The following is a 14,755-nucleotide window of genomic DNA, read 5'->3' as shown; positions in this document are numbered from 1 at the left end:
TCCGGGCCGTCGATCTCAGCGGCGGATCGTCAACGCCGACGCCGCGGACAAGGAGCCGCGGACGATGATCACCCGCCCGCCCGGTCGAGCCGGGGGTCCCGCCTTGTCTTTGACGTCCGACCATCCCGATGTGGACAGTTCGTCATAGCGGACCTCGTGGTCGGGGCCGAGGCGCAGCTTGACTGTGCTCGCCGAGACCTGGAGTTCGAGTTCGACGACCGCTGTTGTGAACGTCGCCCTGCGGACGTCCATGTGGAGGTTGCCCATCGAGCCTGTCGCCGACAGTCGCGGCGGTACCTGCCACGAACCCTTCTTTCGGACCGTGTCCCAGTCGATGTTCAGCTCGAGCGGTTGCCCACCGCCGACAAGCGGACCAGAGGCGCTGATCGCGGATCCGGCGATCGCTGAACCGTGGAACAGGGCGGACCCGTTCGGCAGGTCGGCGACGAGTGGTTTGAGCTCTCCACGCGTCCGTGCCGAATAGACGACGCCGGTGCGTTCCTCGAACTCTGTGATGTCGAGGTATCCGGTTGAGAACGCGTCGTTGAGGAGGCTGATCACTCGCTCTCGTTCGGGGTTTCCGACGCGGACGTCGTCGTCTTCGGTGCCCATGAGCCTCACCCTAGCGTGATCGTGCGCCAGGCCGACCAAACGGGCGACGGCGACGCAGGTGAGAGCCTATGCTCCATACACATGGCGAACAGTAACGTGTTCTATTCTCCGATCCCGGTTGTCGTGTGGGGGACGGGCAACGTCGGGCGGGCCGCGATTCGGGCCGTCGCCGCTCACCCCGGACTCGAACTGACCGCGGTGATCGTGTCATCGGAAGCGAAGGACGGCCGCGACGCGGGTGAGCTCGCGGGCGCCGGACGTGACCTCGACGTCACTGCCACTCGTGACGTCGACGCCGCCCTCGCAACACTCGACGGCGCGGGTGCCGTGGTGTATGCCGCGAACGGTGAGCTTCGACCCGATGACGCCGTCGCCGACATCATCCGCGCGCTCACAGCGGGAGCCGTTGTCGTGAGCTCGTCCGTGTACGCGCTCTACGATCACCGCAACGCGCCGCCGGAAGTGCGTGACCCGGTGGCGAAGGCATGCCGAGACGGCCGGGCGTCGTTGTTCGTCAGCGGCATCGACCCCGGGTGGGGCAACGACTTGCTGCCCGCCCTCGTCAGCGGACTCGGATCGGAGATCGATCAGATCCGGTGCCAGGAGATCTTCGACTATTCGACATACGACGCCGAGGACTCCGTCCGGTACATCGTCGGCATGGGCCAGCCGATGGACTACGACCCTCCGATGGTGATGCCGGGCGTCCCCTCCATGGTGTGGGGCGGCCAGATCCGTCTCATCGCGCGAGCGCTCGGCGTGGAGATCGACGAACTCCGGGAAGTCGTCGACCGCCGGCCGCTCACTGCGACCGTCACAACCGCGCTCGGCGAATTCGCCGACGGTACGCAAGGCGCCCTGCGATTTGAGGTCCAGGGGATCGTCGACGGCGAACCGCTGATCGTCGTCGAGCACGTCACACGAATCACCGGCGACGTGGCGCACGACTGGCCGATGCCGGCCGACGGCGGTGACGGCGCCCATCGGGTGATCGTCGAAGGTCGACCGAGGATCGAGATCAACGTCGAGGCCACCGACGAAGGCGGCAATCGGTCGGCAGGCGGAAACGCGACCGCCGCAAACCGTCTTGTCAACGCGATCCCGTGGCTACGCGACGCCGACCCCGATCTCTACGACGGACTCGACGTCCCCCTGACTCCCAGTACCTACCTGCACCCACGACGAGAGAAGTGAGCATGTTCATCGACATCCCTCAAGGCAAAGACCCGATCGGCTACGTGTGGGGCGAGATGGTCCCCGGCATCGGGCAGGCGGCGGCACGCCTGGCCACCAGCGTCTACGAGCACACGACGCTCGGCCTGCGCGAGTTCGAGGCCGCCAGGCTGCGGATCGCACAGATCAACGGCTGTCTGTTCTGTCAGGACTTCCGAACCGATCGCGACGGTGTGAAAGTCGAAGCGGATTTCGACACCGCCGTGGAGAACTGGCGCACGACCGACGCGTTCGACGACCGCGCACGCCTCGCCGCCGAGTACGCCGAACGATTCGCCACCGACCATCACGGCCTCGACGACGAGTTCTGGGACCGGATGCGAGCGCAGTACTCCGACACCGAGATCGTCGAACTCTCCATGTGCCTCGGCTCCTGGCTGTCGTTCGGTCGGCTCAATCGTGTGCTCGGACTCGATGAGGTGTGCGTCCTGCCGAGTCACGTCGCCGGTTAGCACAAATCAGGGGCTCCCTCGGGGATCGCCCGGATGTCGAGGTGCGCCGGCCGGACGAGCATGAAGACATGCTTCTTCCGACGATCACCGTCACCGCCATCGGCCTTCTCTTCGCGGCGGTCGCAGCCGCAGTCCACCGTCGTGCGGCGGCGTGGGTGGTGCTGTTGGGCGTGGTCGGAGCCTGGATCGGATACCTCATCGGGGCCGGCACGGGTCGGGTCCTCGACGCGGCGGCCGACTCCGACCGGATGCTCGACGTCTTCGGACACCTCGGCGCGATCGTCGTCGCGGCGTGGGCGGTCGACCGGTTCGCGGCGGTCGGAGTCGGCGCGCGCACATCCCGCTGAACGAGCGAACGAGTCGCCGCGCCCGCCCGCGTTCCTGTGAACGATTGCCAGGAACGGTTTGTACACTCCGGCGACGGGGGTTTTCGATCGCGGGGGCGGGCAGGACGACTTTCCGGAGGTGCCGGCAGTGGAGCAGGCCGTCGATGAGACAGCTCAGGCGACGAGGAGTGGCGAGTCGGCTGTAGCCGTCGCCGACCGCCCGCCTGCCAGATCACGCTCGGGACGCCCACCACGCGCGCAGACCGCAGACTTCGTCCGGGTGCTCCTGTTCACCGGCGTCGTGGTGGCGCACAGTGTGAACGGAATCAACAACGGCCCCGACACGCTGCGTGCCGCAGGTCTCATCGGTGTGCTCCTGCATCTGACGCGCTACGGATTCGTCGCCGTGACACTGTTCGTGCTGGTTCTGTCGATGCAGGGCAAGTCGATGACGCCTACGCAGTTCTGGCGTCGCCGCTTCGGGCTCGTGGTCTGGCCGTACCTCGCGTGGACGTTGATCTACTCCGTCACCGATCATCTCCTCGGCACTGACAACCCGTTCCCGGGCGTCGGGCAGTTCGCCGACGACCTCGGCCGGTCGGTGATCACAGGCGAGGCCAAGTACCAGCTGTACTTCCTGCTGATCTCGATGCAGATCTACCTGTTCTTCCCGCTCATCGGCGCCGTCCTGGACCGTGCCGCGCACCGCCCGTGGTCGATCCTGGGGGTCGGGGCCGTGGTTCAGGCCGCGATGTTCGTGATCTACCAGTATCTTCCGCGCCCCTCCGGTCCCGTGTGGGAGGTCGTCTACCAGCACCTGTGGAAAACGCTCCCGATGTACGCATTGTTCGTCGCGATCGGCGCGGTCGCGGCCCACAACCGTGCCGCGCTCGAAGAGTGGCTTCGCGAACACGCCGTCGGGGTCGTCCTGGCCTCGGTGGTCGGAGCGTCGTTCAGCATCGGGTGGTTTCTGGCGACCTCGGGACCTGGTCGCCTCCCCGACGGCGCCACCACACCGTGGAACCCGGTGTTCCTGCCGTGGCTGGTGAGTGGTCTGGTCCTGCTCTGGATGGGCGCGATGTGGTGGGACGGGCTGCGGCAGTCTGGACGCCGAGTGGGCGCCCGTGCCGTGTCTGCTGCGACCCTGCGGGCATTCGGCGTGTTCGCCGTGCACCCGCTGATACTCGATCTCCTCGCCCGCATCGGGTACTTCGACGCATTGTTCACCTGGTTCCCGAACTCGGCGACGATCCGATCGATTCTGCTGATCGTCGTCACGCTCGGGCTGTCGCTGGCGCTCGTCGACCTGCTCCTCCGGACGCCGGTGAGCAAGTGGCTCGTGGCGCGTGACCGTATTCCGCTGCCGCGCTTGCGCGGGCGGCGGTCGGTGTCGGAGGCTTGAGTCATGATCGTCGCCTTCTCCGTCGCACCGTCCGGTGAGCCGTCCGATCCGACCGTCTCCCGGTCGGCCGACACCGACTCGGGTGGTGTGCACGACGCTGTCGCAGCGGCCGTTCGCGTGGTCCGTGAATCGGGCTTGCCCAACCGGACCTCGAGCATGTTCACCGAGATCGAAGGCGACTGGGACGAGGTGATGGACGTCGTCAAGCGTGCCACCGAGGAAGCCGGACGCTACGGCTCGCGAGTCTCGCTGGTCCTCAAGGCGGACGTGCGCCCCGGCCACACCGGGGAGATCGACGGCAAGGTCAGTCGCGTGGAAGCCGAACTGTCCGATCAACGCTCCACGTCGTAAACCACTTTGAGCACTCCGTTCGAGTAGGCCTCCGACTCCCGCAGCCGTAGGGCCTGCCCGGTCTGGGCGACACGGCTGAAGATGCTCTTGCCCTCGCCGAGAAGGACCGGGAAGACGAGCAGGTTGTACCGGTCGATCAGGCCGGCCTCCGACAAGCCGCGAGCCAGCTCGGCGCTGCCGTGAATGAAGATCGCACCGCCGTCACCCGCTTTCAGCGCTGCGACGTCGTCGACGGTGCGGAGCACCGTGATGTCGCCCCACCCGTCGATCAGCGAAGCGCTGTCCAGCGTCGACGACACGACGTATTTGGGCAGGTCCCGATAGGCGGCGTGGTCCTCGGACGTCGACCAGATCGGCGCGAACGCCTCGTAGCTGCGGCGGCCGAACATCAGTGCCGACGTCTCGGCGAGTTCGTCGCCCTTGAGGGCGAACGCTTCGGGCACGAACGGTGTGCGCGGCACCCAGCCGCCCGCGCTGTGCCCCTCCGCCTCGCCGCCGGGCGAATCGACGACACCGTCGATCGACATGAATCCCGTGTAGACCAGTTCGCGCGTCATGTGTCCCTCTCGTCGATGTTCATCGACGATCGAACCACGAAACGCTCGTGCCGTTCGCGAAGTGCTCGCGATCGGTCACGGCGAAGGCACTCGGATCGAATCCGCCCGCGAACATCGGAATCCCGCCTCCTGCGATCACCGGGTACGACTTGATCACCAGGCCGTCGATCTCGGGCAACAGCGAAGCTGCGAGCCGGCCGCCGCCGGCGAGCCAGATGTGCGAATCGGAGGGTTCGGACTTCAACGACCGGATCAGGGCGGTCGGGCCGTCACGCACCACTTCGACGTCCGGGTCGTCGATGGCGATCGTCGTCGAGACGACGTACTCGCGGAGGTGGCCGTACGGGCGTGTAGTCGGGATCGTCAGAGCGGGCTCGAATGTCGCTCGACCCATCACCACTGTGTCGAACGCGTTGTTCGGACGGTCGTCGGCGCCGATCGCACGTCTCACGTGGGTCGGGAGAGTCTCCGGGTAGCGGTCTGTGATCCACCCGAGGAACTCGTCGCTGACGGGCAGGAAGTCGATCTCGCCCTCGGGCCCGGCGATGTATCCGTCGAGTGATGCGCCGACGTAGTAGATGAGCTTTCGCATGGAACCTCCCAGAACTACTATGGATGAAGTGGTTTGAACGTAGTACTACGTCTGGAGTGGTGTCAATGAGGAAAAACGATGCACGCCGAACGGCGTTGGTGGACGCCGCGATCGAGGTGCTCGCCTCCGCGGGTGCCAGAGGGCTCACCTTTCGCGCGGTCGACGCCGAGGCCGGCGTGCCGAACGGCACCGCGTCCAACTACTTCACAAGCCGTGACGACCTGTTCACGCAGATCGGAGGCCGCGTCTACGACCGGCTGCTGCCCGACGAGGCGACCGTAGCGGGCACGCTCGAGGGCCCGCGCACCCCGGAGCGCTACACCGAGATCATGCGCGATTTGGTGGACAGGGTGACCGCATTCGGCTCGGGCCAACTCGCCCTGCTCGAACTGCGCCTCGAGTCGACTCGCCGACCAGAACTGCAGCGGGTGCTGACGGCGCGAATCCGTCGTGACATCGACGAGAACCAGGCCAACCACATCGCGTCGGGGCTGCCGGGGGACGAGCAGTCGGTCCTGATCCTGTATCTCGCGCTCAACTGGCTGATTCTCGAGCGACTCACGCTGCCCGACCTGCTCAGGACGTCAGAGGTCGATGCGGTCGTTGAGGAGTTGGTCCGGCGAGCGCTCGCCGTCTGACACCGACGGTCCTCCGGGTCAGGGCAGTCGATACTCCTGTTTGGGTCTGCCGGCGCCACCGTACTGCAGCGTCATGCGCAGCCGCCCCGCCGCGACGAGGTGTGCGAGGTGCCGTCGGGCAGTCGGCGGCGCTATGCCGACTCTGTCGGCCACGTCGTCGGCGAACAACACGGTGTCACGGCTGTCGAACAACGCGAGGACGATGCTCTCGGTCGGCGACTTGTGTGCGTCCCTTTCCCGCCCGACGTTTCCGAACCGAACGGCTGACAGCGCTTCGTCGACTCGGCGCTGGTCCACGCGTCCTGCTGCGAGGAGTCGACGGTATTGAGCGTAACCGGCGAGCCGACGAGCCAACTCGGTGTCATCGAACGGTTTGATCAGATACGTCAGCGCGCCCGAACGCGTCGCGCGCCGAACCGCAGCACTGTCCGACTCCGCACCGACGATGAAAGAGTCGCACGCCAGTTCAGCGGCCAGATCGATGCCGGACCCGTCCGGCAGATGGACGTCGAGCAGAGCGAGGTCCACCTGGTGGTCTGCGACCGCCTCGCGAGCCGCGGTGACCGTCCCGACCTGTGCGACCACGTGAAAGCCGCGCAAGGCCTCGACGATCGAGGCATGAAGTCGCGCCACCCGGAAGTCGTCGTCGACGATCAGCACGCCCAGCCCGTCAGTCATCGTCGATCACCGCATCCCTCAGTTCCGCGACGAACACCGCGCCGCCCAGCTCCGATCCTGCACCACCCGCATCGACCACCCGGAGGTCGCCGCCGTCTCGTCGAGAGATCTGTCGGGCCAGGGCGAGACCCATGCCGCGGCCGCCCGGCACCGACTCCCCATCCTTCGAGGACACTCCCTCGGTGAAGACGTCCTCAGGCTGCTCGAAGCCTATGCCCGCTCCGCTGTCGGCCACAGTCACCCACAGCGTGCCGGCTGAGGTGAGGAGTTCCACTTCGACGCTGCCGCCGGGCGCCGCCGCCTCGATCGCGTTGTCGACAAGATTGCCGACGACGGTTACGACGGCGGCCGGATCACGCAGAGCGCCCTCGACCCACGTCTGGGGGCCGAGAGTCATTCCGACTCCTCGTTCGCGTGCTGCCGCCGCCTTGGCGTCGACGAACGCGTGCAAGTGTGGCTCCTCCACGTTGGAGAGCCCGTCGAGTCCCGCCCGCCCGCGGGTTCCGGTCACTTCTGACAGATACTCGGACGCTTCGTCGATATCGCCTTGGCGGAGGAGACCTGCGAGGACGTGGAACCGATTGGCGGTCTCGTGGCGTTGCGCTCGCAGCGCCTCGCTCATCGAGCGGATCGCATCGAGCTCTCGTGTCAGGTTCTCGACGTCGGTCCGGTCCACGACCGACAGCACCATGCCGAGATCGCGGCCGTCGGCTTCCACTCGATGCGAGGTCACGAGGACGATGCGGTCGCCGACGGTAGCGGGCAGCGGTGCCGGCTGTTCTCGGTCGAGCAATTCGCGGACGCGTTCGGACAGTCCGAGCGCGTCGCGATCGGCGCCGAGTGGTGCGACGATGCCGAGAAGGTCTCTGGCCTGTGGGTTGATCATGCGCAGTCGCCCGCCGGAGTCGACGGCGACCACCCCGTCCGCGAGCGCGTGGAGGACTGCACGCTGATCGCGAACCAAATCGACGAGTTCGTCGGGTTGCAGACCGAGAGTCAGCCTCCGCCACCGGCGGGCCAGCAGCGCCGACCCCACGATTCCGACGGCGAGTGCCGTGCCCGCCAGGCCGACGACGATCCGGATGTCGCGGCGAGTGGCGTCGGCGACGCGCTGCGTGGAGATGCCGGTCGACACGAAGCCGATCACCTGGCCGTGCTCGTTGTACACCGCAGTCTTTCCGCGCACAGATTCGCCGAGCGTGCCTCTGTCTGTGTCGAGGACGTCCCGCCCGTCGAGCACTGATGTCGGATCGGTCGAGACATGCCTGCCGATCTCGGCGGGATCAGGGTGGGCTACTCGGTAACCGTCGCGGTTGGCGATGACGACGAACAGCACGCCGGTCCGGGATACGACATCGCTGGCCTCTTTCGCAAGCACGCCGCGTCGTAGCGCGGGTGCGTCCAGATCGGCGCCCTGGAGACCCGACAGGAGGCGCTGAACGTCGGGATCGCCTGCCACCGTGTGTGACACGGCGAGCGCTCTCTCGGCGTACTCCTCGCGGAGGTCGTCGTCGACGGTGCTGATGTGCCAGCCGAACCCGACGGCAAGGCTCACCGCGAGCACCGCGATCTGCAGCAGCAGGATCTGCGTGACCAACGACAACCGCCTGATCCTGCGGACCGGGCGGTTGTCGTCAGCCATGACTGTCAGGGTAGGCGGTACGAGCGATCATCAGAACGGAATCACGCCGACCACAGCACCGACGACCAGCATCGTCACGGACACCACGGCCGCGCGCCAGAGCACCTTCTTGTGATGGTCGGCGAGGGGGACTGCGGCGAGAGCGACCAGCAGCAGAATCGCGGGGACCAAGGGGCTCTGCATGTGAACCGGCTGGCCGGTGATCGACGCACGTGCCATCTCCGCGGGTTCGATGCCGTACTTCGATGCGGTCTCCGACAGCACCGGCAGCACGCCGAAGTAAAACGCGTCATTGCTCATCAAGAAGGTCAAGGGTATCGACAACAGTCCGGTGACGATCGCCAGGTGCGGGCCCATCCAGTCGGGGATCGCACCGGTGAGCCAATGGGCGAGAGCGTCGACCATGCCGGTTCCGGTGAACACACCTGTCAAGACGGCGGCGGCGAGGACCATCGCGACAACGGACACGATCGACGACGAATGGCGTGTGATGGCCTCCTGCTGATCCTTGACGTGCGGGAAGTTGATGACCAGGGCTAGTCCCGACGCGATCATGAAGAGCACTGGAATCGAGATGATGTCGGCGCCGAGTACCGCGAGCAGTGCGACGGTGAGCCCCGCGTTGACCCAGAGCAGGCGCGGTCGCAGGGTCGAACGGTTCGGGTCGAGGACGCCGGAGAACGCACTGCCGCCGTCGGACGGTCCGCCGGTCCCGACTGTTCCGGAGCCTCCGGTCGGGGGTGTCGACGAGCCGCTGACCGCGTGGCCGACGAGCACGGATTCACGGATTTCGAGGCGGCCGACGCGACGACGCTCCATCACCCCGAGGTGGTACGAGAACGCGAGCACCACAAGCATTCCCGCCACCAACGCGGGGATCATCGGCACGAACACGTCCGCGGCATCGATCTTCAACGCTGATGCTGCGCGCGCTGTCGGTCCGCCCCACGGGAGGATGTTCATCGTCCCGTTCGCCAGTCCCGCGACGACAGTGAGGACCACGGGGCTCACCCCGAGTTTCATGTACAACGGCAGCAACGCCGACGTGACAATGATGAATGTCGTCGAGCCGTCGCCGTCGAGGGATACGACGGCCGCGAGGACAGCGGTGCCGACGACCAGCCGTGCGGGATCATTCCGGACGAGGCGGACAACCGCGCGAACGATCGGGTCGAACAGGCCGACATCGATCATGATGCCGAAGAAGATGATTGCGAAGAACAGCATCGCGGCAGTGGGGGCGAGGTCCTTGATGCCGTCCGAGATCATGTCGCTGATGCCCAAGCCCGCTCCGGCGAACAGGCCGAAAGCGGTCGGGACCAGAATCAGTGCGACGACCGGTGTCGCACGTTTGGTCATGATGAGGAACATGAACACGGCCACCATCCCCAGGCCGAGGGCTACCAGCATCGTCGTCTCGATTCATCCGTTCCGCATCGGGAGTGATGCGGGCTCGAGGACGAGTCTGGAAGTAATGCCGATCACAGTCACTCTTGTGCTCGTAAGTCTCGTTTTGAGCTTTTTGCTCGCACGAGAAACCTCAGGTCAGGGGCGTGCCGGAGTTTTCGCTGCAGCCGAAAGCGCGGACACGATCTGGGGGAGCCCCCATCGGAGGCCCAGCGGTGTCGCGGTGGAGAACGCGAGGCCGACGTTCTTGTCCTCGATGAGGGCGACGCGGTTGTCGGCGATCGGCGCCCATCGCGTGAACGCGGTGTGGGTCCGACCCACCTCGTCGAGTTCCGCGCGGGTCGACACGGTGAGGAACAGATCCGGTGCGAGCGGCAGCAGCTGCTCGAGGCTCACATTGAAGCTGCTCGGGTCTCCCGCGGCGTGCTGAAGGTCGACGGCCGCCGGGAGCAGGCGCATGCCGAGTTCTACGAGCGTCTGCACGCGTGCGTCCGTGGTCGAGAAGATGATCGACTGCCCGTCGTCGCCGGGGGCGAACCCGCTGATGAACGTCTTTCCGCTGAGCTCAGGATGGTCGGCGCCTGTCCGTGCCAGGGTTGCGGTCAGCTCCCGGCGGATCGCTGCGGCTCTTGCTGGTCGGCCGAGAGCCTTGCCGATGATCTCGATGTGTTCCTCCGCCGACGCCGACCATGCTTCACCGGGGAAGGCGACGGTCGGAGCGATCTCGCTCAACCGGTTGTACTCCTTTTCGGTGATTCCCGAATTGACGGCCAGGATCAGGTCGGGCTGCCGGGACAGAACGTACTCCAAATCGACTTCGCCTCGTTCCAGCGATTCGTCGACCGCGGGCAAAGGAGCGCCGAGCCTGTCCACGGCGTCCTTGAACCAGGGGTAGTAGGCGCCACCCGCGCTGCTGGCGGCGGTGCCCTGCGCGACAGGCACAGTTCCGAGGTCGACGGCGATGTCAGCCCCCGACCATCCGATGACCACGACCCGTTTCGGCTGGGCGTCGATCGTCGTCGATCCGTACGCGTGCTGCAACGTGACCGGGTAGGCTCCGGCTTCCGGTTCGGCGAAGACGTGGGGGCCGCCTGTGGTGCTGTCATTCGACGTGGCACATCCCACCAGCGTTGACATGAGTGCGACGATTGCCGCGACGGCGACGGCGATGCGCGGGTTCCGCATAGGGGTTTTCCTACCTGTCGGTCTGAATCGGCGGGCGGTGACACCGCCCTCGAACTGGAGCGTATTGAGAAGGGCTGTCGAGCAGCGGACAACGTTCGTCGTCGGTCCGACCCGTAGGAGTGCACCGACACGGACGGTCACAGGTAACGTCTGGACCGAGACTGCGCCGGCGGGCGGCGCGGGGGACCGTTCGGGAGGAACGAGATGCGACGCCTGGTCGGAGCGGTGGCCCTGATGACCGTGATCCTGGGGACCGCCGCGTGCGGACGAGACGACATCGCAGGTCAAGTCAAGGAAACCGACACCCTCACGGTGACCGAGACCGCCGCGCCGACGGCTCGTCAGGAGACCCCGAACGCACGCGCGGACACCCTCTGCAAGACCCGTGGGCTGGCGGAAGGCGCGCAGGCGTGTGTGCTCACGGGCGAAACCATCGACCAGGACGTCGTCTTCGACGGACGTCGAGTCGTGAAACTCGTCAATGTCGCGGTGACGGGTTCGGTAAGGATCATCGCTTCGGGCCCGGTGACGGTCGTCGGGTCTACGGTCGGCGGCACCCTGGAGATCCGGTCCGAGAGCACCGTGACCGTGCGAGCGACGACGGTTCGCGGCACGCTGGAGATCTCGTCGGCGCGGACCGCGAATCTCATCCGCACCAACGTCCGCGGGGCGTTGGACTGCGACGCCGTCGATCGGGCCACGGGTGCAGGCAACGTGGTCGCCGGACAGGCTACCGGGGTGTGCGCCGACATCGCCTGATGTTTTCCGGGTCCGCACGCGGGGAACCCGTCACACATGTCGAATCGTGACGACGAACAGACCATTCCGTACCCCGGCCACACCCATGCGATGAGCGAGCAGCCCAGAGACTCGATGAGAGACTACGTCGGGAGAGGGCTGCTGAAAGGTCGCCGAGCCCTCATCACCGGGGGTGACTCCGGCATTGGACGAGCGGTGGCTGTCGCGTTCGCAAAAGAGGGTGCAGACGTCGCCATTGCCTACCTCTCCGAAGGCGACGACGCCCGCCGAACGGTGGAGCTCGTCGAGGCGGAAGGGCGGCGCAGCGTCGCGTATCGCGGTGATCTCGCCGACCGGAACGTGTGCACCGACGTGGTCCAACGGACCGTTGAGGATCTCGGCGGACTCGAGATACTGGTCAACAACGTGGCGTACCAGGCGCCGGTGGACGACCTGTCGGAGCTGACCGACGAACAGTGGTCGCGCACATTCGCAGTGAACATCGACAGCTTCTTTCACACCACTCGGGCCGCGCTCGATCACCTGACACCGGGCGGAGCGATCATCAAACACCGGGTCAGTCAACGGGCTGCGCGGCAACAAGACTCTCATCGACTACTCGGCCACCAAGGGGGCCGTCCACGCGTTCACCATGTCGCTGGCTCAGGCGCTGATGGACCGGCAGATCCGGGTCAACTGCGTCGCGCCAGGACCTGTCTGGACACCGCTGATCCCGGCGACCTTGCGCGCCGACCAGGTCGAGACATTCGGCGAACAGGCACCGATGGGGCGTTCCGCGCAGCCGGATGAGATCGCCCCGTCGTACGTGTTCTTCGCTGCGCCTCAGCTGTCCTCGTACTACACGGGCGAAGTGCTGGCGCCGATCGGCGGAGAGACCCACCCCGGCTGACGGAGTACGCGTCGCTGGCACTCACCCACGAGAATGAGGAGGATGACGTCAGATGCCGAAGACAGATGAGAAGGGCCGCCCCCGCAAGAGTGAACTGCCCGACACCGTGGCCCGGTCGTCGAAGAAGGCGCAGCGCACGTTCGCCGAAGCGCACGACAGTGCGCTCGAAGAGTACGGCTCGGAGGAGTCCGCGCACCGCGTCGCCTACAGCGCGCTGAAACACTCGTACGAGAGAGTCGGCGATCGATGGGTCGCGAAGACGAAGCGGGGCCCATCCGATGAGCGTGATCGCAGCGGCGGGTCGGACGCGTCCAAGAAGCACCTCTTGCAGGTGGCCTGCGACCTGGACATCCGCGGGCGGTCGACGATGCGCAAAGCCGAACTCGTCGACGCGATCGAACGTGCGAATCGGAAGGCGTCACGCCGGTCGAAACGGTCCTGATTGCGCCGAACTCCTTTCTAGACAGGCCTGAAGAAGGTAGCGTTGAGAGCACTCGGTTCAACCAACAGCCGAGTTCCGTGCCCTCGAGACGCCGCGCGTCCGGGCAATCACATCACCGCACAGCAGGCGACGCCATGTGCGTCCAGCCTTTCTGCGGTCGACGTCAGAAGGAGCTCAGGGATGAAGGACCACGAGTACGACCACGTGAGCGATCTCCTCGCTGAACGTGAGAATCTCCATGAGAACGATCCGCGACGTGTCACTCTTCGCGACAGAGCCGTGGTGGAGAGCCTTCCGCTCGCTCAGCACATCGCACAGAGGTTCGGCGGGCGCGGGGAGAGCCACGATGACCTGGTGCAGGTCGCGCGGCTCGGTCTCGTCCAGGCCGTCGACAGGTTCCAGCCGTCGCGCGGTGCGGACTTCCTGTCGTTTGCCGTGCCGACTGTGATGGGCGAGGTTCGGCGTCATTTCAGGGACAAGACCGCCATGCTCAGGACGCCCCGCCGGATCAAGGAACTCGCGTTGCGGATGAGCGATGCGGAGTCGCGCCTGACGCACCGGCTGCTGAGGTCGCCGACCAAGGCCGAACTCGCCGCCGACCTGGAGGTCGACGTCGCGGACATCGATGAAGCCCGTCTGGCCGCAGCTGCTTCGTCGACTGTGTCGTTGGACCGGCCGGTGAGCGGCGACCAGGACGACCGTCCCACGGTTGAGCGGCTCGGCCATGTCGATCATCGGTACGCCGTCGTCGACGACACACACTCGCTTCGGCCGGCCCTCGCCCGGCTTCGGGATCGCGAACGTCGAATCATCGGTCTGAGGTATTTCGAGGACTTGTCGCAGAGTGCGATCGCCGAACGTACCGGACTGTCGCAGATGCACGTGTCCAGACTGCTGAGGCAGTCGATCGCCGACCTGCGACAGGAGTTGACCCCGGCGTGACCGGCCATCGACCGCCCGGCGTTCAACGGGGGCGCCCGTGGTGGTGGCGTTCGTAGTCGATCGCTTCCTCCTCGGTCACCTCGGGGATCAGCGGGTCGTGTTGGGGTCGATCGTGGGCGGGGTGCCGTGCGAGCGTGACGCGTACAGCTGCGAGGAATCCCAGCCCGGCGACGCCGCAGACGGCCGTCGCCACCACCCAAGGGGTCAACGCCCAGTCGAAAGCTGCGGCCACGAGGGCGACCGCCAAGAGCGCCAATGCAAGCAGCAGCAACCCGTATCCGGCGAGTCCCATCGCTTTGAGCGGCCGAACCCTGGCCGCAGGAGCATGCGCCTGGACCGGGTCGTCAATTCCGTCGTCGCCGAGCCCCGGCGTGCGGTCGGCGGTCATGAGGGGATCCCGGGCGCGCACCGGTGGCCGCCTCGGCCTTCGATCGTGACGAGAAGCGTGGTGTACAACGCGTTTCCGCATAGGTCGCAAGTGACCATGACTAGTCCTTCCCTCTACAGCGGTGCGGTCGCATCCGCACAGTCCGAGTACCCGAGGCTTTCGTGACCAAACATGATCGTCGGTGACGCTGCCACGGGGTCGACCGTTCTGTCGCCTGAACGGCGTATCGGGTTCCCCTCCAGGTCGGAGCTCAAAACAGC

17 protein-coding genes and 1 pseudogene are annotated in these 14,755 nt (G+C 66.3%); 10 read left to right on the top strand and 8 right to left on the bottom strand.

Features of this window, described 5'->3' with window-relative positions; genetic code table 11:
- Positions 1-15: 15 nt before the first annotated feature.
- Positions 16-612 (bottom strand): DUF1707 domain-containing protein, encoded by a 597-nt coding sequence (locus tag JVX90_RS12875; RefSeq protein WP_205329147.1) that lies wholly within the window; start codon positions 610-612, stop codon positions 16-18.
- 81 nt (positions 613-693) lie between these two features.
- On the opposite strand from JVX90_RS12875, the gene JVX90_RS12870 reads away from it, so the two are divergent.
- The 5 genes from JVX90_RS12870 (at position 694) to JVX90_RS12850 (ending at position 4,376) form a co-directional block, all read left to right on the top strand.
- Positions 694-1,806 (top strand): dihydrodipicolinate reductase, encoded by a 1,113-nt coding sequence (locus tag JVX90_RS12870; RefSeq protein WP_205329146.1) that lies wholly within the window; start codon positions 694-696, stop codon positions 1,804-1,806.
- A 2-nt stretch (positions 1,807-1,808) separates the two neighbouring features.
- Entirely contained in the window at positions 1,809-2,297 is a 489-nt protein-coding gene (locus JVX90_RS12865) for a carboxymuconolactone decarboxylase family protein (protein WP_205329145.1), read from the top strand.
- A gap of 68 nt (positions 2,298-2,365) precedes the next feature.
- Complete coding sequence (locus JVX90_RS12860; RefSeq protein WP_205329144.1) at positions 2,366-2,644, top strand: hypothetical protein; 279 nt, start codon at positions 2,366-2,368, stop codon at positions 2,642-2,644.
- Positions 2,645-2,771: 127 nt separating this feature from the next.
- The gene (locus JVX90_RS12855; RefSeq protein WP_240193896.1) at positions 2,772-4,025 is read left to right on the top strand and encodes an acyltransferase; all 1,254 of its coding nucleotides are present in this window, start codon (positions 2,772-2,774) and stop codon (positions 4,023-4,025) included.
- A gap of 3 nt (positions 4,026-4,028) precedes the next feature.
- Positions 4,029-4,376, top strand: coding sequence for a thiamine-binding protein (locus JVX90_RS12850; RefSeq protein WP_205329143.1), 348 nt, complete (start codon positions 4,029-4,031; stop codon positions 4,374-4,376).
- Here JVX90_RS12850 and JVX90_RS12845 read toward each other — a convergent pair.
- Both JVX90_RS12845 and JVX90_RS12840 read right to left on the bottom strand, forming a co-directional pair.
- Complete coding sequence (locus JVX90_RS12845; protein WP_205329142.1) at positions 4,358-4,933, bottom strand: dihydrofolate reductase family protein; 576 nt, start codon at positions 4,931-4,933, stop codon at positions 4,358-4,360. The two genes, JVX90_RS12850 and JVX90_RS12845, sit on opposite strands and share 19 nt — an antisense overlap.
- Positions 4,934-4,952: 19 nt before the next feature.
- Entirely contained in the window at positions 4,953-5,525 is a 573-nt protein-coding gene (locus JVX90_RS12840; RefSeq protein WP_205329141.1) for a dihydrofolate reductase, read from the bottom strand.
- 65 nt (positions 5,526-5,590) lie between these two features.
- On the opposite strand from JVX90_RS12840, the gene JVX90_RS12835 reads away from it, so the two are divergent.
- Positions 5,591-6,163 carry a TetR family transcriptional regulator gene (locus JVX90_RS12835; protein ID WP_205329140.1) on the top strand — a complete coding sequence of 191 codons (573 nt, stop codon included), beginning with the start codon at positions 5,591-5,593 and terminating at the stop codon, positions 6,161-6,163.
- Between the two features lie 18 nt (positions 6,164-6,181).
- Here the strand turns inward: JVX90_RS12835 and JVX90_RS12830 are convergent, their stop codons facing one another.
- The 4 genes from JVX90_RS12830 to JVX90_RS12815 form a co-directional block, all read right to left on the bottom strand.
- Positions 6,182-6,841, bottom strand: a complete 660-nt coding sequence (locus JVX90_RS12830; protein WP_205329139.1) for a response regulator — start codon at positions 6,839-6,841, stop codon at positions 6,182-6,184.
- Complete coding sequence (locus JVX90_RS12825; protein ID WP_205329138.1) at positions 6,834-8,483, bottom strand: sensor histidine kinase; 1,650 nt, start codon at positions 8,481-8,483, stop codon at positions 6,834-6,836. Before JVX90_RS12825 ends, JVX90_RS12830 begins: the two co-directional genes overlap by 8 nt.
- Before the next feature lie 30 nt (positions 8,484-8,513).
- Positions 8,514-9,893 (bottom strand): citrate:proton symporter, encoded by a 1,380-nt coding sequence (locus JVX90_RS12820; RefSeq protein WP_205329137.1) that lies wholly within the window; start codon positions 9,891-9,893, stop codon positions 8,514-8,516.
- A gap of 135 nt (positions 9,894-10,028) precedes the next feature.
- Positions 10,029-11,075 (bottom strand): ABC transporter substrate-binding protein, encoded by a 1,047-nt coding sequence (locus JVX90_RS12815; RefSeq protein WP_205329136.1) that lies wholly within the window; start codon positions 11,073-11,075, stop codon positions 10,029-10,031.
- A gap of 204 nt (positions 11,076-11,279) precedes the next feature.
- Between JVX90_RS12815 and JVX90_RS12810 the strand changes: the two genes are divergently transcribed.
- From JVX90_RS12810 to JVX90_RS12795, 4 genes and pseudogenes are all read left to right on the top strand, one after another.
- Positions 11,280-11,834 carry a hypothetical protein gene (locus tag JVX90_RS12810; protein ID WP_205329135.1) on the top strand — a complete coding sequence of 185 codons (555 nt, stop codon included), beginning with the start codon at positions 11,280-11,282 and terminating at the stop codon, positions 11,832-11,834.
- Between the two features lie 36 nt (positions 11,835-11,870).
- Positions 11,871-12,723 (top strand): annotated as a pseudogene (locus tag JVX90_RS12805) (SDR family oxidoreductase).
- A 52-nt stretch (positions 12,724-12,775) separates the two neighbouring features.
- Positions 12,776-13,165 carry a ChaB family protein gene (locus JVX90_RS12800; protein WP_205329134.1) on the top strand — a complete coding sequence of 130 codons (390 nt, stop codon included), beginning with the start codon at positions 12,776-12,778 and terminating at the stop codon, positions 13,163-13,165.
- A 180-nt stretch (positions 13,166-13,345) separates the two neighbouring features.
- Complete coding sequence (locus JVX90_RS12795) at positions 13,346-14,107, top strand: SigB/SigF/SigG family RNA polymerase sigma factor (protein WP_205329133.1); 762 nt, start codon at positions 13,346-13,348, stop codon at positions 14,105-14,107.
- 22 nt (positions 14,108-14,129) lie between these two features.
- On the opposite strand, the gene JVX90_RS12790 is transcribed toward JVX90_RS12795, so the two are convergent.
- Positions 14,130-14,495, bottom strand: coding sequence for a hypothetical protein (locus JVX90_RS12790; protein ID WP_240193895.1), 366 nt, complete (start codon positions 14,493-14,495; stop codon positions 14,130-14,132).
- Positions 14,496-14,755 lie beyond the last annotated feature (260 nt).

Source organism: Gordonia sp. PDNC005, assembly GCF_016919385.1.
Classification (GTDB): domain Bacteria; phylum Actinomycetota; class Actinomycetes; order Mycobacteriales; family Mycobacteriaceae; genus Gordonia.
The sequence above is the reverse complement of the archived record's forward strand: the minus strand, read 5'-3'. Positions and strand labels throughout refer to the sequence as shown.